The 22,838-nt window shown below is 61.3% G+C and carries 24 protein-coding genes and 1 tRNA gene; 4 read left to right on the top strand and 21 right to left on the bottom strand.

Features of this window, described 5'->3' with window-relative positions; genetic code table 11:
- Positions 1 to 16: 16 nt before the first annotated feature.
- Genes Q0C23_RS07090 through Q0C23_RS07040 form a run of 11 tightly spaced genes read right to left on the bottom strand, consistent with a single transcriptional unit; the run spans position 17 to position 10,167 of the window.
- Positions 17 to 2,059, bottom strand: coding sequence for a transglutaminaseTgpA domain-containing protein (locus Q0C23_RS07090; RefSeq protein ID WP_291511672.1), 2,043 nt, complete (start codon positions 2,057 to 2,059; stop codon positions 17 to 19).
- Positions 2,049 to 3,044 (bottom strand): hypothetical protein, encoded by a 996-nt coding sequence (locus tag Q0C23_RS07085; RefSeq protein ID WP_291511671.1) that lies wholly within the window; start codon positions 3,042 to 3,044, stop codon positions 2,049 to 2,051. Before Q0C23_RS07085 ends, Q0C23_RS07090 begins: the two co-directional genes overlap by 11 nt.
- Positions 3,041 to 3,964 carry a MoxR family ATPase gene (locus Q0C23_RS07080; RefSeq protein ID WP_291511670.1) on the bottom strand — a complete coding sequence of 308 codons (924 nt, stop codon included), beginning with the start codon at positions 3,962 to 3,964 and terminating at the stop codon, positions 3,041 to 3,043. Before Q0C23_RS07080 ends, Q0C23_RS07085 begins: the two co-directional genes overlap by 4 nt.
- On the bottom strand, positions 3,964 to 5,391 hold the full coding sequence (gene gcvPB / locus Q0C23_RS07075) for an aminomethyl-transferring glycine dehydrogenase subunit GcvPB (protein ID WP_291511669.1): 1,428 nt from the start codon (positions 5,389 to 5,391) through the stop codon (positions 3,964 to 3,966). Before gcvPB ends, Q0C23_RS07080 begins: the two co-directional genes overlap by 1 nt.
- A gap of 3 nt (positions 5,392 to 5,394) precedes the next feature.
- A complete protein-coding gene (gene gcvPA, locus Q0C23_RS07070) occupies positions 5,395 to 6,738 on the bottom strand; it encodes an aminomethyl-transferring glycine dehydrogenase subunit GcvPA (protein WP_291511668.1) in 1,344 nt (447 codons plus the stop codon).
- Positions 6,739 to 7,125, bottom strand: a complete 387-nt coding sequence (gcvH, locus tag Q0C23_RS07065; RefSeq protein ID WP_291511667.1) for a glycine cleavage system protein GcvH — start codon at positions 7,123 to 7,125, stop codon at positions 6,739 to 6,741.
- A complete protein-coding gene (gene gcvT / locus Q0C23_RS07060) occupies positions 7,122 to 8,255 on the bottom strand; it encodes a glycine cleavage system aminomethyltransferase GcvT (RefSeq protein ID WP_291511666.1) in 1,134 nt (377 codons plus the stop codon). Before gcvT ends, gcvH begins: the two co-directional genes overlap by 4 nt.
- Entirely contained in the window at positions 8,252 to 8,965 is a 714-nt protein-coding gene (locus Q0C23_RS07055; protein WP_291511665.1) for a DUF2470 domain-containing protein, read from the bottom strand. The genes gcvT and Q0C23_RS07055 overlap by 4 nt, the downstream gene beginning before the upstream one ends.
- Positions 8,966 to 8,967: 2 nt before the next feature.
- Positions 8,968 to 9,453, bottom strand: a complete 486-nt coding sequence (locus Q0C23_RS07050; protein WP_291511664.1) for a YajQ family cyclic di-GMP-binding protein — start codon at positions 9,451 to 9,453, stop codon at positions 8,968 to 8,970.
- Between the two features lie 3 nt (positions 9,454 to 9,456).
- A complete protein-coding gene (locus Q0C23_RS07045; protein ID WP_291511663.1) occupies positions 9,457 to 9,927 on the bottom strand; it encodes a molybdenum cofactor biosynthesis protein MoaE in 471 nt (156 codons plus the stop codon).
- Positions 9,928 to 10,167 (bottom strand): MoaD/ThiS family protein, encoded by a 240-nt coding sequence (locus Q0C23_RS07040; RefSeq protein ID WP_291511662.1) that lies wholly within the window; start codon positions 10,165 to 10,167, stop codon positions 9,928 to 9,930.
- A 126-nt stretch (positions 10,168 to 10,293) separates the two neighbouring features.
- Between Q0C23_RS07040 and sohB the strand changes: the two genes are divergently transcribed.
- Positions 10,294 to 11,289 (top strand): protease SohB, encoded by a 996-nt coding sequence (gene sohB / locus Q0C23_RS07035; RefSeq protein WP_291511661.1) that lies wholly within the window; start codon positions 10,294 to 10,296, stop codon positions 11,287 to 11,289.
- Positions 11,290 to 11,355: 66 nt separating this feature from the next.
- Here sohB and Q0C23_RS07030 read toward each other — a convergent pair whose 3' ends face one another.
- From Q0C23_RS07030 to Q0C23_RS07020, 3 genes are all read right to left on the bottom strand, one after another.
- The gene (locus Q0C23_RS07030; protein WP_291511660.1) at positions 11,356 to 12,801 is read right to left on the bottom strand and encodes a PQQ-binding-like beta-propeller repeat protein; all 1,446 of its coding nucleotides are present in this window, start codon (positions 12,799 to 12,801) and stop codon (positions 11,356 to 11,358) included.
- Positions 12,802 to 12,910: 109 nt separating this feature from the next.
- On the bottom strand, positions 12,911 to 13,411 hold the full coding sequence (locus tag Q0C23_RS07025; protein ID WP_291511659.1) for a DsrE family protein: 501 nt from the start codon (positions 13,409 to 13,411) through the stop codon (positions 12,911 to 12,913).
- A gap of 18 nt (positions 13,412 to 13,429) precedes the next feature.
- On the bottom strand, positions 13,430 to 14,788 hold the full coding sequence (locus Q0C23_RS07020; RefSeq protein ID WP_291511658.1) for a porin: 1,359 nt from the start codon (positions 14,786 to 14,788) through the stop codon (positions 13,430 to 13,432).
- Positions 14,789 to 14,973: 185 nt separating this feature from the next.
- Here Q0C23_RS07020 and Q0C23_RS07015 point away from each other — a divergent pair, with 185 nt between their 5' ends.
- Complete coding sequence (locus Q0C23_RS07015; RefSeq protein WP_291511657.1) at positions 14,974 to 15,453, top strand: DUF302 domain-containing protein; 480 nt, start codon at positions 14,974 to 14,976, stop codon at positions 15,451 to 15,453.
- Between the two features lie 85 nt (positions 15,454 to 15,538).
- Here the strand turns inward: Q0C23_RS07015 and Q0C23_RS07010 are convergent, their stop codons facing one another.
- From Q0C23_RS07010 to merC, 7 genes are all read right to left on the bottom strand, one after another.
- Complete coding sequence (locus Q0C23_RS07010; RefSeq protein ID WP_291511656.1) at positions 15,539 to 16,033, bottom strand: DsrE family protein; 495 nt, start codon at positions 16,031 to 16,033, stop codon at positions 15,539 to 15,541.
- Positions 16,034 to 16,407: 374 nt separating this feature from the next.
- Positions 16,408 to 16,779, bottom strand: a complete 372-nt coding sequence (locus tag Q0C23_RS07005; protein ID WP_291511655.1) for a hypothetical protein — start codon at positions 16,777 to 16,779, stop codon at positions 16,408 to 16,410.
- A 54-nt stretch (positions 16,780 to 16,833) separates the two neighbouring features.
- Positions 16,834 to 17,958 carry an FAD-dependent oxidoreductase gene (locus Q0C23_RS07000; protein ID WP_291511654.1) on the bottom strand — a complete coding sequence of 375 codons (1,125 nt, stop codon included), beginning with the start codon at positions 17,956 to 17,958 and terminating at the stop codon, positions 16,834 to 16,836.
- 448 nt (positions 17,959 to 18,406) lie between these two features.
- Complete coding sequence (locus Q0C23_RS06995; protein WP_291511653.1) at positions 18,407 to 18,733, bottom strand: hypothetical protein; 327 nt, start codon at positions 18,731 to 18,733, stop codon at positions 18,407 to 18,409.
- A 13-nt stretch (positions 18,734 to 18,746) separates the two neighbouring features.
- Positions 18,747 to 19,538 (bottom strand): hypothetical protein, encoded by a 792-nt coding sequence (locus Q0C23_RS06990; protein ID WP_291511652.1) that lies wholly within the window; start codon positions 19,536 to 19,538, stop codon positions 18,747 to 18,749.
- Positions 19,539 to 19,614: 76 nt separating this feature from the next.
- Positions 19,615 to 20,139: a hypothetical protein gene (locus tag Q0C23_RS06985; RefSeq protein ID WP_291511651.1), complete on the bottom strand. Its 525-nt coding sequence runs from the start codon at positions 20,137 to 20,139 to the stop codon at positions 19,615 to 19,617.
- Between the two features lie 344 nt (positions 20,140 to 20,483).
- Positions 20,484 to 20,918, bottom strand: a complete 435-nt coding sequence (gene merC, locus Q0C23_RS06980; protein WP_291511650.1) for an organomercurial transporter MerC — start codon at positions 20,916 to 20,918, stop codon at positions 20,484 to 20,486.
- 242 nt (positions 20,919 to 21,160) lie between these two features.
- Between merC and Q0C23_RS06975 the strand changes: the two genes are divergently transcribed.
- Both Q0C23_RS06975 and Q0C23_RS06970 read left to right on the top strand, forming a co-directional pair.
- Positions 21,161 to 21,245 (top strand) — tRNA-Leu (locus Q0C23_RS06975).
- Between the two features lie 126 nt (positions 21,246 to 21,371).
- Entirely contained in the window at positions 21,372 to 22,373 is a 1,002-nt protein-coding gene (locus Q0C23_RS06970) for a site-specific integrase (RefSeq protein ID WP_291511649.1), read from the top strand.
- Positions 22,374 to 22,838: the final 465 nt, after the last annotated feature.

Here is a 22,838-nt window from a genome sequence, read left to right as displayed (position 1 = left end):
ACCCCTTGATCTGGGATCAGTTCCGGCCCATGCCCAGGCCACGCCGGCGCCGGATGGCGCGCAATCCCCGCTTCAGAGCCTCGTCTCCGGCGCGATCGGCGCGCGGTCCGTAACGCTGCCGACGGATGAGATCTGCCAGCCTGCGCCGGTCTTCTTGCGGGATATCGGCTCGCGCCAGAGCGGCGAATTCCGTACCGGGTCGGGAATCCCCGAGACCTGCTCGTTGGAGGCGCCGCCGCGCACGCCGCTGCCAGAGCTCGACTTCACCACCCCCAGTACGCCTGCGCAGGATGCGCAGAAGCAGAATACCCCCAACCGCCAGCAGCCCTCCGGCCAGCAGGCCAAGATGGGTCCCATGCTGCCAGAGCGTCTGCACCCTCGGCAGCCTGGGACCCTGCCAATGGCCGAGGTTCTGCAGCATACTCCCCCCGGCAGACCAGAGACTGCGCTGCTTGGCAGGCGTCAGCTGAATCACCCAGTTGAGCCACTGCCACTGCAGCCAATTCCACAGGCCGGCGCCACCGGACAGCACCGCGCCCTGACCCGCCGCAGCCGAATCCGTGGTTGTGCTGCCCGGCGCTGCGGGCGTCGCATCCAGGCGTACCCAGCCCCGCCCCGGCAGCCAGGCCTGTACCCAAGCGTGTGCCATGCTCTGCCGTACCACGTAGAAACCGCCCACGGGATTGAACTCACCGCCCCGATAGCCCACCACCACGCGCGCCGGCACACCATCCAGACGTAACAGGAGCGCGAGTCCGGCGGCGTAGTACTCGCAATAACCTTCGTGGGTCCGCAGCAGAAAATCGCTGAGGCTCTGTCCCCTGGGATAAGCGGCCGGGGTCTTGAGGCTGTAGCGAAACCCGGAACTCGCAAACCAGTGCAGGATATTGGCGACACTGGCCTGCGAGTCTCCCCCGCGCAGTCGCCGTGCCAGATCGGCCACCTGCGGATCGATCTTGGCCGGCAGTTGCAGGGCCGCCGCGCGCAAGCTTGCCGGCAGAGGAGAGAACTCCCCGGCGGGGTTCGCCAATGCGGTGTAGCGCAGCGGCTCTTGGCTGGGCTCACGCAGGCGCCAAGTGCCGTCGGGCAGGCGCTCCACCGGACGCGAACTCTGCACCGCCTGCATCTGCCCCAGACTGAAGAGAAACTCGTGTGCTCCCGGGCTCAGCAACACCGTTTCGCGCCAGGAGGCGCCATCTCCATGGGCGTCCGCACGCTGTGCCTGAGGGAAGTCCGCGGCCGGTGGCAGTCCGCGACTCCAGTTGGCGCCGCCGTCGTCCCGCCAGAGAATGGCGCCTTGCCAGTAGAGCTCATCGGGGCGTGGAAGCGTCCCTTGGATACGGGCGCGAAAGGCAACGGCCGGATCCAGGCTGAGTTGACGAATGTCACTGGGGTCGAGCTTCGCCTGAAAACCCGACACCGCCGTGCCTGCCGCCGCTCCCCAGTGCCACAGCGGTGTGGGCGTGCGCGGGAGGAGCAGAAAAAACAGCACCACCAGCGGCAGGAGCAGTAACACAAAGCCGAGATCGAAGAGGATCAGTCGGCGCAGGGCTGCCAGACCATCCCAGCCGCGGCACGCCGGAAGCGCGCCCTGCTCACGTCGGGCATCCCAGTAGCCCTGCCAGAGCAAGGCCAGGGGCACGAGCAGCACCTCCAGCAGCAGATAGAACCCGAGGGCGAGGTCCACTCGCAGCCAGGCGGCAATCCCCAGACCCAGCAGAGCCAGCGCCGACACCTGATAGACGTCGCGCAGCTGCCGTAGCTCCAAGGCCTTGAAGCTCAAGGCGAGGATCAGGATCTGGCTGGCCATGGTCAGCCAGTTGCCGAGACCGGCCACCGCCACCGCCATCAGCATCAGCGACAGCAGAGCAAGGAAGCGCAGACGCCCGGACAGCGGAAAAGTCCGGTCGCGAGGGCCCGCCCAAAGGCTCCAGAGTGTTGCCGGCAGCCACAGCAGCAGCGGCCACTGCAGAGCATCGTTGCCAATGGCCAGAAACAGCACGAGGGCGATGCCCGCCACCAGTATCGGGGTGACCCACCCCTGCGGGTCAGGACGCACGCGTACCCCGCCACCACGCCGCCGACCGTGACCAGCGCGAGACTCCTTGTCGGCGCTCAGCCGGTGGATACTCGGGCCAGGGCCGCTGCCGCGCCAGCGCTTCCAGGGCACGCAGCTGCCCCAGCGACCCACGGCCGTTCATGGCAAAACCCGGCAGTCGCAGGCTCCAAGGTCGCCCTTGCGCCACCGCCAGGTCTAGGCCCGCACGCAGGACCTGCAAGCGCTCTTCCCTATTCAGAGCGGCCAGTGCGAGCGCGTCCCAGTCGAGGATCCAAAGTTCCTCGTCTCCATCCCGCTCCCGCTCCACCACCGGCAGGTAGGGCCCCAGACCCGACGTCGGATCCTGCCATACGCTGCGTCGCCAGAGGACGCGCTGAAGTGGTTCGCGCTCTTCGCGGGGGCGCAGATAGAGGAGATCGCCCTGACCACCGGCACCCGGATCGAGCCTGGCGCCCTCGGCGTTGTCCGCCTGCGCCAGGGCCTCCCAGCGGCCGGGGGCCGGGGCAACCCAGGGCCAATCGGCCCTGGGGATGGCACGATAGCGACCGCGCCAAACGAAGGCGAAGGGAAAGGAAGAACCCAGCAGTAGCTCCGGCAAGGGCGGCTGGCCCCGCTCCTGGGCGGTCCAGGGCAGGGATATGCGTACGGTATCCCCTGCTCTCAGATAAGGCCAACGAGCCCGCGCCGAGCCCATCTGCAGCTCGAGAAGCCAGGCCCCCCAAGAACGCTCGTTGCGCAGCTCGATCTGCAGGGCCGCAGGCTGATGGGCGCTGAGGAGCTGTCCGGCGGGCATGTGCAGCTCGATGCGCCAGAGATTGACCATAGCCGCCATGCCCGAGAGGATCATGATGGCGAGCATCAGAGAAACCAGCAGAAACAGGATGTTGTTGCCGGTATTGACGGCGGCGAAACCGATCGCCAGGGTAAAAGCGACGAAAACCTTGCCAGCGCGCGACAGGCGCACCTCGCGCCGCGCGGAGTTCACGGCCCGAAACCCCAGCACTCCTGCATCAGGGCAGCAGCCATCTGTGCCGAGGATCCTGGCTCCCGAAGCAAGAGGCGATGGGCGAGTACCGGCACGGTCACGGCGCGCAGATCGCCCGGCTCGATGAAATCGCGCCCGGCCAGAAAGGCCCAGGATTGCGCCATGCGCCGCAAGGCCAGCAGCCCCCGGGGCGAGAGCCCGAGACGAATACGCCCGTCGGCGCGACTGCGATGGGCAAGATCCAGCAGCATCTGGCGGATCTCCGCGCTCAGGAACACCTGCGCCACCGACTGTCGCCACGCCTTCACGGTAGCGACATCTACCACCGGCGCCAAGGCCTCGACGGGGGTCAGCTCCCCCGCCAACAGACGGGCTTCGGCGGCGGCGGATGGGTAACCCAGGGACAGAATCACGCTGAAGCGATCCAACTGGCTTTCAGGGAGTGGGAAAACGCCCTGATGTTCCATGGGATTCTGGGTTGCGATGACGAAGAAAGGATCGGGCAGCGAATAGGTTTGGCCATCCAGAGACACCTGCCCCTCGGCCATGGCCTCCAGCAGCGCCGATTGTGCTCGCGGCGAGGCGCGGTTGATTTCGTCTACCAGGATCACGGAATGAAAAATCGGTCCGGGACGGAACACGAACTGCCGGGCGTTGGGATCGAAAACGGTCCCCCCCAGAATGTCACCGGGAAGAAGATCCGAGGTCATCTGCACGCGCACGAAGTCGAGACCAAGGGAACGGGACAGTGCCAGCGCCAGGGTCGTCTTGCCCACCCCCGGAAGATCCTCCAGGAGTACGTGACCCTCCCCCAACAGGGCCGCAATCACCAGGCGCAGGGCACGATCCTTGTCGAGGACCGCAGTGGCCAGCTGCTGTAGGAGTGTCTCGGGGAGATTCGATACCGTTGAGCTGGGCATCATCGTTCCTGAACCAGCTGCAGGTGGCGTGCCGCCCAGGCTTCATCCAGACGCCCCAGCTTCAAGCGCTGGGGAGCCCCCTTCAGCAGCTCCGGCTGCTCCAGGGCCTCTTGTCGGATCTGCGCCATGACGGCAACGAAACGGTCCAGAGTCGCCTTGCTTTCCGTCTCCGTCGGCTCTATGAGGAGGCATTCGGGGACGAGCTGCGGGAAATAGATGGTGGGGGCGTAGATGCCGAAATCCAGTAACCGCTTGGCCACGTCCAAGGCCCGCACGCCCGTCTGCCGGTGGAGATCTTCCACCGTGAGCAGAAACTCGTGGCTGGCGCGCCGCTGCGGGAAGGCCGCCCGATAGCCCACGCGTTGCAGCTCCTTCAACAGATAATTGGCATTGAGGACAGCGTAGCTGGAAACCCGCTTGACACCAGCACGACCCAGACGTCGCAGGTAGGCCTGAGCCCGCAGCAAAACCCCGATCTGACCGGCGTAGGCATTGAGACGGCCGATGCTCTGGGGACGATCGGCGCGGCCGAGCCAGCGCCAACGGCCGTCTTGCTCGCGCTGGACGCGGGGCAATGGCAGAAAGGGCTCCAGGTGGGCGGCGGCGGCCACAGCCCCGGAGCCCGGTCCGCCGCCGCCGTGGGGCGTGGCGAAGGTCTTGTGCAAATTGAGGTGCATGACGTCGAAGCCCATGCGGCCCGGCGCCACCCGCCCGAGGATGGCATTGAAATTGGCGCCGTCGTAGTAGAGTAGCGCGCCGGCCTGGTGTACCCGTTCGGCGATGGTCTCGATCTGGCGCTCAAAGACGCCCAAGGTAGACGGATTGGTGAGCATGATCCCGGCCACATCGGGACCGAGCTCCCGCTCCAGCGCCGCAAGCTCCAGATCGCCGTCGGCACGGGTGGGCAGCTCGGTCACCGTGAAGCCCGCCATTCGCGCACTGGCAGGATTGGTACCGTGGGCAGCACTGGGGATGAGCATACGCCGGCGCTGAAAATCGCCCCGCGCGTGGTGATAGGCGCGGATCATGGCCACACCGGCCAGTTCGCCCTGCGCACCCGCCGCCGGCGTGAGGCTGACGGCGGCCATCTGGGTGAGCTCCGCCAAGCCGTTCTGCAGATCCCAGAGCAGGTGCAGCAAACCTTGTTGTGCCTGCGCCGGCGTCGCCGGATGGATGTCGGCAAAACCGGGCAGGTTCGCCAACCGATGGGCTATCCGCGGGTTGTATTTCATGGTGCAGGAGCCCAGCGGATAAAAATGCGTGTCGATGGCAAAATTGCGCTGACTGAGTTGGGTGTAGTGGCGCAGAACCTCCAACTCACTGGGATTGGGCAGGTCCAAAGGATGCTGTCGGCACAAGGCGGCGGGGATATCGAGATCCGCCGTCACCGGCTCGCGATGATGATCCAGATCGAAAATACTTTCCACGGCTCACTGCTCCAGGATACGGCCCACGGCCGCGCGGTAGTCGTCGATATCTTCGTCGCTCACCCTCTCGGTAACGGCGATGAGCAGATCGCCGTCCTCCCCCAGACCGAGCTCGGCCAGAGGCACTCCGGCGAGGATGCCATCCGCAAGGAGGGCATCGCGCAGCTGCACGGCGGATATGGGGAAGCGCACCACGAATTCGTTGAAGAAAGGACCATCCCAGGGGCGCCGCACCGCTTTGAGATCCAAGAGTGCCGCAAGCAGGCTACGAGCCTGGCGGTGGCTCCGGACGGCGGCTTCCCGCAGTCCATGCGCACCGAGACTGGCCAGTGCAATGGTTGCCGCCGTCACCATCAGGCCCTGATTGGTGCAGACATTGCTGGTGGCCTGACCGCGGCGGATGTGCTGCTCGCGTGCCTGCAAGGTCAGGCAATAGCCGACCCTTCCGGCCGCGTCCCGGGTCCTGGCCACCAGGCGACCCGGCATCTGCCGGACCATGTCCCGACGACAGGCGAAAAGACCGCAGTAGGGTCCGCCCCCATTGAGGGGAATCCCCAATGCCTGCGCCTCGCCAACGACGATATCGGCGCCACTCTCACCCCAACCCCCAGGCTCCCGCAATAGAGCAAGACTCAGAGGCTGGACCACGGCGATACTGAGCAAACCTTGGTCCGTGGCCCAGCGCTGCAGGGCATCGACATCCTCCAGGAGGCCCAGCGCGTTGATCTGCGGGATGATGAGAGCGGCGGCGTCGGCCGGAGCCTGGGCCGGCAGGCGCACGGTACCCCGCTGCGGATCGGCATCCAACTCGATACAGCGGACATCCTGTAGGGGTAACAGGCTATCCAGCACTTCCCGCCAATGGGGCAAGAGATACCTGGGCACCAGGATACTGCGCTGCTGCGGGCGCAGACGCAAGGCCATGAGACAGGCCTCAAAAAGCGCACTGGCACCGTCGTAGAGGGAGGCGTTGGCGACCTCCATCCCGGTCAGACGGGCGATGTAGGTCTGAAACTCGAAAATCACTTGGAGAGTTCCCTGGCTGGCCTCCGCCTGATAGGGCGTGTAGGCCGAGTAGAACTCTCCGCGACCGATGAGCTCTGGCACGACGGCCGGAATATGGTGGGCGTAGGCGCCCGCTCCGGCAAAAGAGCGCAGCGACGGTTGGGCCGCCGCCCGTTCCTCGAATTCTCGCGCCAGGGCCATCTCCGAGAGCCCCTCGGGCACGCCCTGGGGGAAGGTCTGCAGGTGCTGGGGGATCTCATCGAAGAGGGCATCGATACGGTCCACACCGATGGCGGCCAGCATCGCCGCCGTCTCTTCCTCGTCGTGAGGGATGTAGGGCACTTACTGGCCCTCTATGAGACGCCCATAAGCCGCCGCATCCAGCAACTCGGCGGTGGCCGCAGGAACTGCCTCCAACACCAGAAGCCAGGCACGGCCGTAGGGATCCTCGTTGAGCCACTCCGGATGCTCGCCCAAGGCTTCGTTACGCTCCGCCACCACCCCCGTAAGCGGCGCAATGAGATCGGAAGCCGCCTTGACGGATTCCAGGACCCCGCAGGTCACGCCGGACTGGACGCCACGACCGGGCTCCGGCAATTCCACATAGACCAGATCCCCCAAGAGCTCCTGAGCGTGGTCGGTGATGCCGACGCGATACCGTCCGGAACCCAGATCCTCCACCCACTCGTGGGTGGTGCTATAACGCAGATGCTCGGGAATGGTGCTCACGATAGCAGCTCCTCGATGTCGTGACAGGGGCGGCCGCGCCGCCAGAAAGGAGGTTGGACGACCACCGCGGCATGGTCTCGTCCGCGAATGGAAACGAATACCTTGGCGCCGATGGGCGTCGCAGCCGTCAGACGCGCCAGCGCAATGCCGCGCCGCAGCGTTGGCGCAAAGAGGCCGCTGGTAACCTGCCCCAGACGAACTCCCTGCGGACTGCTGACCACGCCGCCGGTGCGGGCGATGCCGTCCTCGAGGAGGAGTCCGCGCAGACACTGAGTCGGTCCCGCCGCACGCTCGGCGGCAAGCGCCGCCCGTCCCACGAAAACCCGTGTCTCATCCCGCAGATCGACCGTCCAGTCCAGATTGCTGCGCGCCGGACTGTCGGCCACGGTCATGTCCTGTCCGTAGAGGTTCAGTCCGGCTTCGAGGCGCAAACTGTCCCGAGCGGCAAGTCCTGCCGGCTGTACCCCCGCGGCCAGCAGGGCATCGGCAAGATCCCGGAGCCTGGCGCCGGGAGCGATGATCTCGAAGCCATCCTCGCCGGTATATCCGGTACGAGAGAGAAAGAGCCCATCGCGCTCCAGCGTGCGGAAAGCTTTGCACTCCAAGAGTTCGGGAAGATCGAGCACGGCCGCCAGCTTCTCGCCCGCTGCAGGTCCTTGGCAGGCCAAGATGCCAAGATCGGGGCGTTCACGAAAGGCGAGGCGGGAATCTCCCGCGGCGGCCCACTGGCGGGCAAGGTGACGCAAGTGCTCGGTGTCCGCCTCGGCGCGGGCGGCATTGAGGACCAGGCGGTACTGCTCCACCCCGCGATGCGTGACAATGAGATCGTCGAGAATGCCGCCATCCTCCTGCACCATGGTCGTGTACAAGGCTCTGCCTGTATGAGCATCGAGCCGGGCAAGGTCGTTGGCCAGGGCGTAGCGGAGAAATTCCCGAGCCAAGGGACCCGAAACGTCCATCGGCCGCATGTGCGACACATCGAAAAGACCGGCGGCCTCGCGCACAGCGGTGTGCTCGGCGAGCTGGGAGCCATAGTGCAACGGCAGCTCCCAGCCCGCGAAGTCCACCATGCGCGCTCCCTGGGCCAGGTGCCAGGCATGCAGCGGCGTGACCCGCGCCGGCGCCGTCATACGCTGGGACTGCGCGCTCGCCGAGCCATGGCCACCAGCTGCTCACGCCACTGCAGGGGCGTGGTAACGGGGGCCGGAAAATCCAGGCGCAGACGATCGACCCCGCAGGCCAGATCCATACCCTCCGGATCCAGAGCCAGGAGCCGTACCGGTGCCGCGGGCTCAGATCCTGAGGCCATGCGCCAGTAATCCGCCAGGGCGTCGGCGTGGTCGGCATTCATGTGGGTAACGGCTGCGGCCTCCTGCAACTCCAGCTCGCGTGGGACCGGCAGGAGGAAATCGACTTCACTGTGGAGCCAGCCCATGGCTCCGAAACCACCGATCCAGCGTACCCGCGCACACTCCAGACGATAAAAGTGAAAGTCGGGCATATCGAGATAAGATTCGGCACCCGGCAGCAGGGTCATCAGCCGCCCTTCCAGAGCCGGATCGGGATCGGCACGGCAGACCCGCCCAAGGAAGGTCGCGCGCGGCAGGGCCATGAGATCTGGCCCCGCCTCCCACACCAGTAGCGAGGCGCGCGCATCCCGCGCCAGATCGTGGCTATGCACCGCCAGATCCGAGAAGAGAAACCAAGGGCGTCCCTGCTGATCGCAGGCATAGTGCACCACCGACGCGTAGGGCAATCCATCGCTGGCGGACAGAGTGGCGACAGCGCCTTGATAGTGCGCGCGCAGGAAACGGCGAATACTCTGGCTGCTACCGTCCACGCTCAGTCGCGAAAGTTGGTGAATTGCAGCGGTTGACCGAAATCCTCGCTGCGCAGGGCGGCGATGGCTGCCTGCAGCTCGTCCCGACTCTTGCCGCTGACGCGTAGCTGTTCGCCCTGGATACTGGCTTGGGCTTTGAACTTGCCATCCTTGAGATGCTTGATCATGCGTTTGCCCACCTCGGCCGCAATGCCCGCCTTGAGACGGATCACCTGTCGCTCCAGACCACCACCCACCGTCTCCACTGGTCCATAGTCCAGCGCCTTCAGATCCACGCCCCGTTTGACCAGACGGGCCGCCAGCAGGTCCAGCATCTGCCCGAGTTTGTACTCGTCTTCCGCCAGCAGCAGGAGTTCGTGGTCCTTGCGCTCGATACTGGCCTTGCTGCCCTTGAAATCGTAGCGTGTGCCGATTTCCTTGCGTGTGGTATTCACGGCATTGTCCACTTCCTGGAGGTCGATTTCCGAGACGACATCGAAACTGGGCACCTTTCAAGACTCCTGTAACACATCGGGATGAACGTGGCCGTGACGGGTTCCGGCCCGGCAGCCGGGGCAGTCCGTCACCCAACGCGCACCGGCGGGGGTGATTTCCTTCTTCCAGAAGGGCGCCGAGGTCTTGAGAACGTCGATGAGGAAGCGGCAGGCGTCGAAGGCCGCAGCGCGATGACTCGACCAGACGGCCACCAGGACGATGCGCTCACTGGGACCCAGATTGCCATAGCGATGGACGATCAGGCTGTCGAGAATATCGAAGCGACGCGCCGCCTCTTCCTGCACGCGCCGCAGCTCGCGCTCCGTCATGCCTGGATAATGCTCGATTTCCAGCGCCAGGATATCGCTTGCATCGCTATAATCCCGCACGGTACCCACGAAACTGACCACGGCACCACAGGCGCTGGGGAGCTTCTCCGCCAACACTTCGGCGGGATCGAAGTCTTCCTCTTGTACCCGAACCTGCATTCAACCACCCGTCACGGGCGGAAAGAAGGCCAGCTCATCGCCATCGGCCAGAGGCTCGTCAAAGGTCACGTGCTCGTGATTGCGGGCCGCCAGCAAGTGCTGCCCACGCAGTGCCACTCCCGAGGACGCTTCCACCGCCTGCAGGGCGGCGGCCACCGACATGCCCTCCGCCCACGGCAGCTCCATCTGGGAGCGACCCACCCGCTCGCGGATGCTGGCAAAGAACTTGACGTGCAGCATGGACTCTCGCAACCTCCTTGCTATGGTTTCGATGGTAGACCCTACCCTGCCAGCTTTCAAGCAAGCGCTCCGGCGATATCCGGCATTCGGCCGCACACCAAGCATCCCTGAATTCGCGAGGACTCCATGTTGACCCACTACCTGCTCTTTCTGGCAAAAACGGCCACCGTCGTGCTTGCTCTACTGATACTTGCGGGCGGAGTGATCTATCTGAGTCGTAAAGGAGCCCGGCAACGCGGGCCGAGGATTCAGGTGACGGACCTGCGCGCCCAGTATCGCCGCAATGGCGTCCTTGTCGAGCAGCATCGACTGGACAAGGCTTCGGCCAAGGCCGCCGCCAAGGCGCGCAAACGCCGCGAAAAAGAAGAAGCGGCGGATATGGGTGACTGCACTTTTGTCTTGGATTTTAAGGGCGACCTACGCGCCTCCGCTGTCACCAACCTGCGAGATGAGGTCAGCGCCATCCTCGATGCCGCTCGACCGGGCGATCGTGTCCTGGTGCGCCTGGACAGCGGGGGCGGCATGGTCAACGCTTACGGCCTCGCCGCTGCTCAGCTCCTGCGCCTGCGCGAGGCGCAACTGCAGCTCATCGTGCTGGTGGATCAGGTCGCTGCCAGCGGCGGCTATCTCATGGCGGTCACCGCCCACGAGATCGTCGCCAGCCCCTTCGCTCTGGTGGGCTCCATCGGAGTGGTCGCGCAGATCCCCAACTTCCATCGCTGGTTACGCGAACGCCACATCGACTTCGAGCAGTTCACCGCTGGCAAATACAAGCGCACCGTGACCCTGTTCGGTGAAAATACCGATGCCGGTCGGCAGAAATTGCGGGAGGAGTTGGAGGACATCCACAGTCTGTTCCGACACTTCGTAGCCGAATATCGACCGCAGCTCGACCTTGAACGAGTGGCGACGGGCGAAGCCTGGCTCGGCATCCGCGCCAAGGAGCTCGGCCTCGTCGACCGGCTGGCCACCAGCGACGCCGTGATCCAAGAGGCTGCGCGCCGCGGACGCGTATTGGCCGTACATGCCCAGGGCCCGGGTTCCTGGACCCAGCGTCTGGGCTTACGCGCACAGCAGGCGTGGGACGGCCTGATAGGGACAGGCAACCACCTTCCGTCCTGAATCGCACAACCTCTCACGCACCGCCCCGGAGTCCCAGGTCCGGCGCCCAGGGGACTCCCGCAGCGTCTACCCTGCCGCCGCACCCAAGATATCGGGCACGGGTATCGCCTCCATACAACCGGCGTTGGAACCGATGAAGTAGGTGTTTCCGATGACCACGCCATTCTGTGGACCGAAGCCTCCGCAACGATTGTGATAGACGTGTTCGGTGGCGCCCGTCTTCCTATCCAGGGCATAGATATCGCCGTTCCCCAGGGCTTGGATGACGTGACCGCCTACCACCACCGGCGCCGATTTCATTCCCGCCGCCAGATGTGTGCGCCAGAGAATGTCCCCGGACCCTACATCGATGGCATATTCTTCGTGGGTTACCGGACTGCCCGTATATATGACTCCGTCCGCAATGGTTGGTACCGCATCCTTGTTGCGCGGCGGCGTCTTTCCCGAACCGAGCTCTTTCGACCAGATCACATGCCCATTCTCGGCATCGATGGCAAGCTCTTCCGACGCGGACGTACCCGCTGCCTGACGGTGATGATGAACCTCAATTTGGCCAACCACGACTCGCCCCTGCGCCGCCCAGGTACCGTCACCGCCGCTGCTCGAAAATATGTCACGCGGGTGTACTTTCCACAATATTTTTCCGGTCGTGCTGCTGACCCCATAGATCGCACTGGGGTGCGTACCACCCATGACCACCACCTTACCATCATCCGCCGGCGTTGCCGAGGACATACTCACGAACGATCTAATGTCGCTTTTCCATAACAGTGTTCCGCTGTCAGCGGACAGCGCATAGATATGTCCATCGCCATTTCCAAAGATTATTTTCCCGTCGATGTAGACCGGCGTAGGCATATCCTCACCCTTGGTATGATACACCCACCGGAGCTCGCCGTTTTTGGCATCGAATGCCTCGATTGCCGAAACGTCCGTACCGCGAATGACACGCGCTCCAGCCACACCAAATCTCTTCGCCTGACTGTAAGAAAAAACCGAGTTTCCCGCACCCACATAGACCATTTTCTGGTTGCCAACGGCCACCACAATAGGAGTCGTCATAAGCTGGTTATAGGCATTGCTTGACCACAAAAGTGCACCGTTGGTCGCCCTGAGAGCGTACAGATGGCCGTCATCGTTTGGAGCATATACGACACCGTCGACCACAGACACACCAATAGGAAAGCCTACCAGATCCCGAATGGTAGTGGTGCTACGCACCACTTTCCGATCGATCCCCTTTGCACCTGGCACTGAGAAGCTCCACGATTCTGCCGGAAAGTTCGATGGGTAGTAGGCATTGTGAGACGACTGCAGCGCGTAGGTGGTCCACTGCTGCGGTGTCCCGGTACTTTCCGCCCTCGCCGCTGCACCCCAGAGCGCGAGGATCGACGCCCCGAGTAAGACACAGGCGCACCTTCTGTGCACCGAAATCCTATTCTCAGCCCATGCAAACCGACCAGCATCGTACCTATCAATGTATCTGGCAAGCCTGGAATCGGTATTTTTCATACAATCAGCCTCTCGGTATTGTGAAAACTCGCCGTAGCGGTGATGGGGAAGGGACAGGATTATTTTTCGATGCTCCCACACCACCAGTGGATCTGGTCAGAGCTTTGGATCAGGGCTTTACATAATCGAAACCATGGCTCTCCAATTGCATGATTCGAACGATCCCAGCCGGAACAACGACCGCGGACGGAACCAGCTCCGGCATGTGCCCAAGCTTCTTCTGGAACTGCAGCATTGTGTTGTGACACGCGTCGAACTCGACGCCTTCCGCGTTCAAAGCCGCAATCCGTTGTTTCACAGGGCTGTTGGCTAGAAGAAATTTGAGACCCGGACCGAAAGCCACTATGACGACCTGCACCTTTTCCTGACCAAAATAATTCAATATATTCTGCGTCGTATTCAGCACCAGATCCCAGCGCGCCGGGTTATCTTGGCTAACCTGAACCACGAGCTTGCGACTGGCGAAGGGGTGATCATGCTGGAACGTCGGATGGTCGAAATGAAAATCCTGCAGCATCGATACATCAGCGAGCACCGCCCCCGTTCCAAAGACCATAAGCATCGTGCCCAGCAGCAGACTTCTCAGAGCTTGTTCCCACAGTTGTTTCATCTGGTTGACCTCCTTTGGTTAAAAACTGATCATCGCCTGCATGGCAAACTCATTATCGGTAGCAGCACTCACCGCTGCACCCGGGGTGTTTGGTGCCAATCCCGGAGCCTGTACTGTGCGGAAATAATATCCCGCCATCAATTTGGTGACGGGCGTGAAATGATACTGCAGAGCAAGCGCCAAGGTCTTGAATATCCGCTCTTGGCCGACGGCTTGCAAATTGGGAAGACGATTATAGTAATCGTAGCGAACATCGGCCTCAATCCGCTTTGTCAGGAACAATCCACCCTCGACGTAGTACCCATACGCCGAGTTATTGATATTTGTATATAGCTGATTGTTATAAAGGGCGGGCTGTAGTCCCGGAGCCTGGCTGAACGCCGCCGGCGCCGAAATCCAGCCATTCCCACGCATATACTCAAATTTCAGGCGTCGGCCCCAGGGATGCATGTACCCCTGCAGATACTGGAACCCCACGCCCTCCCGTTGCATGGTATAGGCATGCCCCAGATAGTCTGGCTGCGCATTTTGATACCAGATCCACGCGGTGACATCACTTCGAAATGGACCGTGTCCGCCGAAGATGTATGAGCCCTGCAATCTGGCCGCGTACAAAGGACTGTTGGAAAGGTTACCGGCCGCAACACTGCCATACATGCCGACCATGGCGGCGTACGCAATCTGCCAGTGTCCCCAGTTCTTCCAGTCGAAGAGTTGAATGCCCGGATAGCGAAAGGCGTTCACCCCCAACGCCTCGGTGGAGGGAATGAGCACCGAACCACTTGGGCCGGTGACATAGAGGGTCGACGGCCGCGCTGCATAGAATGGCTGCAACATGAGCTGATTGATAACCGTCGGAAAAACAACGTAATTATAGCTCATGTAGCCGTTCATCGCGTCTTCGGCGCTGGGAGCACGGATGATTCCGAGCTCGATCCGAGCGCCAGGTATGTAACCACTGAAGGTGAATCGCGCATCCTGCAACTGCGGAAGATAGCGTCCACGCACATTGGTGGCGGCATTGTTTCCAAATTCACCGGCAAAAAAATAGGAGATCTGTGGATTGATCCACCCCCGAATCATCAGCCGTGCGCGCTGGATGATACCGGTCGTGCTTTGTGAGAAGTTGGGACCCACCAGATTCACATGTGGTACAGCCGAGATGTATCTTTTCAGGACCGGATTGTATATTTCTACTGGCGTGCCCGCCATCGCAAACACGTCGGGCTCGATAAAACCAGATATCAAAGGGACTTTTTTTTCGTTGGTGTCCTGTAGCTTGAACCAGTTGGCAGCGGTCACCGGAGTTAGGTGCATACCAGCCACACCCACAGCCATAATCATAATACACCGTTTTGCAGAAACGGAGGCCTTCATATTATCACCCCTTTGGTCTTGTGTTTGATCTGCATTCGTGTGAGCATCATTCGTGCCATCTGAAAAAGCCGAGTGTTCATCTTCAGGCAGGACCCAAATGGCACAATGAATACCGGGCCGATGCCCGAAGTGGAACAATAGATCCTAATTGTATTATCGGTTACTTATTTTCTGGAGGAATAACAATGAAAGGTCTTGTAAAGATTCTTGCAGGTATCATCGCCGCCATAGCCACAGTCCCCGCTGCTGTTGCTGGCAACCTGTACGTAGAAACGATCAAAGCACCCATCAGCCACGTTCTGCCTGAGCTGAAACACGCACTCGCTACCCATCACTTCAAGGTGGTAATGGATCTGGACGTATTGAAACGACTCGAGGCGAAGGAAGGCGAGCTGCATATTCCCAATCTCAACCAGGGTAAGTTTACCGATGTACGAGCTTTTGTCTTCTGCAACCCCATGTTCTTCAGTCAGTTATTGAATAGCGAGTGGCAATCGGCGGCCGTTTGCCCATTGGGTCTTACCGTATTCGGTAGAAACGGGACGACGACCATCGTCTACCCTGAACGGACCGCCTATACCCATAATGCTCCAGCCACACCCACCGCAGAACATATCGACGCGGCAGTCATCTCCGCTCTGAAAAGTATACCCGGAGCAAGTTGACCGAAGTCGGGAAGACCCCGGCAGACCGGGCAGACAGGTCGCCAACCTAGCGCCCGGCTGCAAAGGCTGGCCTGCTTTGGCAGCGTCAGTACACCGGGACGAGGGCATATCCTTTTTCCTGATAGGCGATGACCGATATAAATCCGCTTTCCACCGGTCGAACTGCCGATATAAGCATGGATGGATGCACGTCCATACCGTGCAAAGCGACGCCACAAGCCTGGAACTGGACACCGTCCTTTGCCAGTTTGGCAATCTCACGCTGAATGCCGGCAACGGCGCGTTCATCGGTATACGGAATCCCCCTTCGGTTCTTGGTCAGGAAGGCGACGTCTGGGCCAACGAAGACAACGATAAAGTGCGGAGTGACTTTCTGCTGGAGGAGCTGATGACGAGTGAGGCCGATCACGTTGATCAGATGATCGACAGCATCGGGGTTCTTTACGTTGACGAGAAACACGGCTTTCGCCGAATGCAGTCCGGCTAAAGCCTGCGCGTCCGACAGGGTGGTCGCCTGACTGATCCCGGTCGTGAAACTCAAAGAGAGCAAAACATACAGTGCGAATATTCTAAAGTTCATGTATTTCCCCAGAATATGAAAGGATCGTCGAGCAATCCTGTAAAGCAATATGGATGCCATTGCCCCAACCATAAAGGTCACCGGCATCCTCAGCTTGGGATACGGTGAGTTGGATTAAACCGTCCAAACATTTAATTGAAGATCGGAATGGAAAATCAGGCCCAGTCCCAGGCCACGAACAAACCCGGGAAACACGATCCACCAGGGACTGACATCCAAATCATACTGAGTGGTGTACCAGGACGCCCAAAGCCCAAGAAGGATCCCGAGCAAAACCATCCACCGGGCACCGGCCCCGCGGTTGATCAGTCGCCCCGACATCCACATAGAGATCATGGCTCCGACAGCTTGACGTGCCATGACATAAGCCGACGTCACCGCCTCGTAGCTCGTGTGATCTTCAGATAAATAGATAGGATGACCATCACCCCATAAAGGGCCAGGCCAAAAATGCCGATCCCGGCACTCCCCAAAGCCAGCGCACGGTCTTTCAGCAAGCGCAACTTGGCGATAGGGTGGGAAATCTCGAAGCAGCACCAGACAAAGAAAGTGAGAGCGAGCAAGGCCATCAGGTTAGTGCCCGCAATAAAATGGGAACTGAACCAGTCGTCCTGGCTACCCGGGCTCAGTACCATCTGCAGGCCGCCCGATCCTGAGGTCATGAGGAGAAAGCCCAACCCGTCGATGGGGCGTGGCGTCGCGCTCCCAGATTGCGGCACATAGAGCCAGATCAAGAGCAGCATCACGGGCCCCACCGGGACATTGACGTGGAAACACCGGCGCCAACCATCGCCGCGATTTCAACTCCTGGAGATCGACCTAACCCCGACCGTCGCGCTCTCCAGCGCACCGGCAATGTAGCCCGGATATTCCTTCGCCCATTCGCTTGCGATGCCCTGGATACGCCCCGCCCAAGGACCAACATCGGGTGCCGCACTGGGCGCCGGCACGTGATCCGCGATCGTATCCGCGTCCGTGGCGGTGGCGGTGAGTGGGTCCATCGCCCAATCCTTGTAGAACTGTGCCAGAGGTGCCGCCGCTGGGGCGCCAAAAAGGCGACCCAGATGCTCACGACAGGCATCCAACAGGTCCGACTCAGGCCAACGACGACGATCCCGCGCGGACATTCCCAAAAAACCGAATAGAGCAGCAGGCCCATCTGGCAGGGAAGCATCGTGGATCTCCTGCAGCGGTCCAAGAGCACTGCGGGCCTCTCCGGATAAACCCTGCTCGCGCCAGAAGGGTTTTTCGTAGACGGCCAGATATTTGGCCTGGGGCGCCATCCAAGTCGGTACCGCAGACCAGTCGCTCAACAGAGGCTCGGCCAGCGCAGGTTCAAAGACCAGACTCTGGGCCGCAAGGCGCGGCGGCAGCGCCAGCAGAACCTTGTTTCCTTGCCACAGCGTCGTCTCTCCCCTCTCGTCCCGAGCGATCAGGAGAATCTGCCCGGCGTGGATCTCCAGCCGGCGCACCACCTGCCCGAAATGGATGCGCTCAGCGTCCAGGCCTCCTCGCAGTCCTTCCACCAATGCCCCCATGCCACCCGCCAAGCGCCAGGATTGCGGCACGGAACGGTAGCCGGGCAGGCGCGACGGCGACCCCGCCGCGGCTCGCTCCACCACCATATCGCCCAGCTCGAACTGGGGAAAAGCCTCAAGCCGCAGATGTTCCACGAGGCGAGCCAAATCACTCTGATATTCTGGCCAGTACCAGGAGGGCCCGAGATCGAAGCCTCCTCTCCGAACGGAGCGATGGCTAGCGGTGGCCTGAGGAGCCGCTGGGGATAGTATCCGACCGCCGGCGGTTTTTCGTCCCTCCAGCAGACACCAATCGATACCCAGCTTGGTCAGCAGGCGGGCCGCATACAGACCGCTCACTCCACCGCCAACAATCACGCACTCCGCCGATGCTGCGCTCGCCTTCATGGGAATACCCCGCGTCCTTCCGCCATGCCCCCTGCGCCCTTTACCGCCCCTGAGATCGCCACACATCCCCTCCACCCGCGATGAAAACTCCTTTGCCAGCGCCCCTGATGCGAGTCCGAAGCCCGGCGTGCAGTTCCAAGCGGGCGGCGCAGACGGCTAGAGATACGTTCACTGGGAAGGATCGAGCTCACACCAGAGGCTCAGCCCTGTTGGTGGTTAGCCAGTAGCCTGATCAGGCATAGTGGCGAGGGTGTAGTCCGTTGCAAAGACCGCGTTGCCCCCGACCGGGGCAAGCGGTCGACGCGCCTGGCTGTTCACCAAAATCCAGGCTCTAATCCTTGGCACGACGCGAAGACCAAGGATTGCCGGCAAGCCAGCCCCGAAAGCCGGCACCGCTACAGGCTTGCGGCGGGCCGAATGTCCTGTAGAAAGACCTGCGCCCAGGCTGTCAGTGACGCCAGACACCGGCCCACGGCGGCGGCCCGCGGCGCGGCGGCGGAGGCGCATAATACACCGGCGCCGGCGGACCATAGACCACCACCGGAGGTGGCGGAGGTGGGGGCGGTGGCGGCGGTGCGTAATAGTAACCGGGACTCGCATAGTAGACCGGCGGGTAATTGCTGACCTCGGCGTTCAGTCCAGGAACCCCGAAACCTAAGGAAAAATTCAAGCCGTCGCCATCGTCGTCGTCCGCCTGAACGGGTGACATCCACCCCAGCAGCAACGCACTAGCGACCACGGCAACCGTCAACAGTTTCTGTATCGGTTTGGCCATATCTGGGCCCTCCTTAGAAAACGACTTGACCACCTAAGCCTACGCCATAATCGGGACTACCGTTACTCAGCCCCTTGTCGACGAATAGCTGCAGCCCCGTACCCGCCGACGTGATATTGTAATTCCACGCCACGATGAGGTCCGCCGGACCACTGTAGCCGGGCTGTTCCGACTGCGCTCCAGAAAACATGCCGGTGAGGATATTGCGATGGTCCAGCGCAAAGCTCGAACCCAGATCGTACGTCCAGATATTACGCAGATTGTCTCCGGGCGGATTCCCAACAAAGCGGTACGCAATGTGCGCGAAAGGGAAAATGCGTGTACCGATGGTCTCGTCCAGACCCAGGCCCAGTTCGTAGTCGTTCTTGCCGGTGCCCAATCCTTGCGAGGCCGACGCCGTGCCAAACTTCACCTTGGCGAAGGGCACGATCGCCGGCATCAGTCCCTGCGCAGGCAGCGCGGTGTAGTGTGCGGCCAGCCAAATATCACCGATACCGCTTGCGCTGTGCGTCTGTGTCGCCGCGGATTTCCGGCTGATCACATTGCCTCCGGACAGCACCGCGCCGTTCGGCAAACCGGAAACCGAAAGCTCCGGCAAAGTCAGCTTCAGGCGCAGACGATCCTGCTGGTACTGCAGGTAGGTCGCATTATAGAAAATATTGAGGGTACTGCCGGTGCCGAAACTGCCCTGGTAGAAGGACGGAAGATCACCGATGGTGAATTGCGGAGCGGCCTCTGCTGCGGCGACGGTCGATATCCCAAAGACGGCGACCAGACCGAGCGCACGTATGCCAATATTGGTCATGAGGGTTTATCCTGATTATTGATGGTGTCAACGGGAAGGGTGCCTCTGCGCACCCTTCGGTCCTGCCCGCTCGCGCTTAGTGCGGGAAGTGCGGCATCTGGATGTGGGGACGTTCAATCTCCGGCCGTTCGATGTTGGGCCGTTCGATGTTGGGCCGCTCCATATTTGGCCGCTCCATTTCCGGTCGGCCCATCCCTGGTCGCATCATTCCCGCGGGCCGCATGGCATGCCCGTGCCCCCTGTGCCCGTGCATCTCGCCGGCATTATCATCATAACCCCGACGGTGTTCCATCACCCGATTGTAGGCGTTGGGATTGCCGGGAGTGGCGGGGGTGGCGGCTACGCCGGGACCATTGGGTGTGGCGGGCGTCGCCGCATAATTGCCAGAGCCGGAGGGCATGGGCGCCGGGGCTGCACCAGGAGCCGGGGGCACGGCCGTGGGCGCGGGTCCACCAGAAAGGGGCCCTGGAGGCGGCGGCGTGGCGCCAGAGGGCGGTGGTGGCAGCGTGCCCGCAGCGGGAAGGGTCGCAGCCATGGCCAAACTGCAGGTCAAGGACAGCACAGCAGAACCGATGGCGGTAGCGATAGTGCGCGTCTTCATTTGGAATTCCTCATTAGGATTTGGAAACAGCACCAAGTCAATTAGCACAATTCATGCGCAGTCAACGGATCAGTATCTCCGGGACCTTCGGCATAGCCGATGTCACCTTTTGACTACACTTGGATGGCCTTTTTTAAATAAACCATGGATAGACAAGGAATAATTCTGTCACTCCTTGGACGACAGACAGCAGCCGACAGCGCAGGAGGATACGCCCCATGGGGAGGACGATTTGGCAAGACATGAAACTCCCGCACCCCAGCCTCGTTCCTGATGCAGGGTCCGGCCGCAGGTAGACGCAGGTTTGCACGAGGCGGGAGTACAGAGTGCGGCAGGTACAACTTTCAGTGCGACGGCTTGGGCTCCTGGCAAGCCGCAGTCGCACAGCGTGGACTTGCAGGACGGAAGAGATCCCAGAGGGAGAACACGACCATCAGGACCAGACCTGCATAAAAGATCCCTCGCGACCAATCCCGGACCAGGAAATGTTGAGTCATACCCAGAACTCCCAGAAGCACGAGGCTCGGGCCCAGGCAGAGGAGAAAGGTACGCTGCCAGCGGCGGTGCGAGAACCAGCCGAGAAGGTTGGCCAGCAAGGCCAGTGCAGCAAAAAGGGGAATGAGCCAATGCATGAAAAGCCCCTCCCACTGACTCAGGAAACCCAGACCAATGGCCGCGCCCAGACTTGCCGCGGCGGGAAAGCACGCAGCACAACTGAAGCTGCCCACCACCGCACCGATGACTCCGGTTTTTTCAGCGATACGCGACATAACAGACATGACGATACTCCCACGGACTACAGAAGCCCTAGTGATATCACCGTACCTTGGTACGCGCTCAAGCGTGCCGGAAGCGCGCAAACACCCCATAAAGCAGGTATGCGGGCGCAGGATCCATCCCGGGTGCTGCAACATCCACTCTTGGAAAGGAGATTGCGGTCTGTCATCATCAGCAACGCTCGGTACGCGGCGTCCTGCCGATCTTGGCGAGACAGACCCCGCACGCTGACGCAGGCCGCACCGCCCAGGTGGCGAAATCGGTAGACGCAAGGGACTTAAAATCCCTCGGCTTATGCCGTGCCGGTTCGAGTCCGGCCCTGGGCACCACATATAAAACAATGGATTGCAAAAAAATAGCCCAGCCTCTTGTTATCGCCACTTGAATAAATGATGCAAACATGATGCACTTAAGGCTTGATTCAGTGCATCGGGAGTGCATCAGGAGAGCATCGCATGGCGACCATCACCCCTAGAAAAGATCAAGACGGGAACGTGATCGGCTATCAAGTGCATGTTCGGAAGCGCGGGTATCCGACGCAAACCAAGACGTTTCGTCGGAAGCGGGATGCGGAAGCCTGGGCAAGACTCATAGAGTCTGAGATGGAGCGCGGTCTTTGGCGAGATCGCTCCGAGTCCGAGAGCACGACGCTTGAGGAGTGTATTCAGAGATACCTCGCCGAAGTCACCCCCGGGAAGAAGAATGGGCACCCAGAAGAACTCAGGCTACGGCAGTGGCTGCGACGTCCCATCGCGAAGCGATTTATGTCCGCCATTCGCGGTCGCGACGTGGCCGAGACGATCAAGGATATGGAAGGGGAAGGCAAGAGCGGCAATACCATCCGGTTGCATCTCGCTGTCCTGAGTCATTTGTTCAAGGTTGCCCGCACCGAGTGGGGCATGGAAGCGATCAGCAATCCCGTCGAAGCGGTGCGCAAGCCAAAGCTCCCACAAGGCCGCGAAAGGCGGCTGATCGTCGATGAAGAGGCAAGACTACTGGAAGCATGCCGCCAAGATGAAAACCCAGACATACTTTCCATTGTGCAATTCGCCATCGAAACGGCCATGCGCAGAGCTGAGATTTGCGGTTTGCGTTGGGAGAACGTGAATCTGGCCGGAAGGGTGGCACTGTTGCCGGACACGAAAAACGGCAATGCTCGCAGGGTGCCGCTGTCATCGGCTGCCGTTGCTGTTCTGGCTGCGCTGCCTAGACGCTTGGATGGGCTGGTATGGGATGTGAAAGCGGATACCGTAACGCAAGTTTTTGCGCGATGCTGCGAGCGCGCCGGCATCAAAGATCTGCACTTCCATGACTTGCGCCATGAGGCCACCAGTCGGCTGTTCGAGAAAGGCTTCAACCCCATGGAAGTGTCGGCCATCACTGGACACAAGACCCTGCAGATGTTGAAGCGGTATACCCACTTGCGGGCTGAGGATCTGGCAAAGCGGATGGGATGAGCGTACCCCAATGTTTCTCAAGACCCAGTGTTCAACACCAGGTCAGACGAACGCCGACCCTTACTATTAGTATGTGTCATAAATATCAATGTGTTATGGAAAACCGTTGCGATACATCGCCCGCACACTCAAAATCCCCACGGTGCTCCGCTTGTTCGTCCATTGCTCAAAATCGAGCACCACGGGCAAGCAAACGGTATATTTTTTGGGTGGAGGCGGCCGTATCACGGATGCTTGGGACTCCGTCCCTCCGCAGTCACGCCCATGATTGCCTGAATACCGCGAGTCTTTTATCTTCTTGTCCACACAAGGAGGGAATTATGCGCTGCTTATCCTGTGGTGTTGCTGGGGTGCTGCTGATGGGGACGATGCTGAGTTCCGCGTCGGCATGGGCCGTGACTTGTCCCGATCGCGTACTGTCCCAGCGGCCGGCAGAGTTTGGTCCTTGGCCGGGTGCCCAGATCT

The sequence above is a fragment of the Acidithiobacillus sp. genome, assembly GCF_023256195.1.
Classification (GTDB): Bacteria; Pseudomonadota; Gammaproteobacteria; order Acidithiobacillales; family Acidithiobacillaceae; genus Acidithiobacillus_A.
Note: the sequence above shows the minus strand (reverse complement) of the source record. Positions and strands in the feature narration are given on the sequence as shown.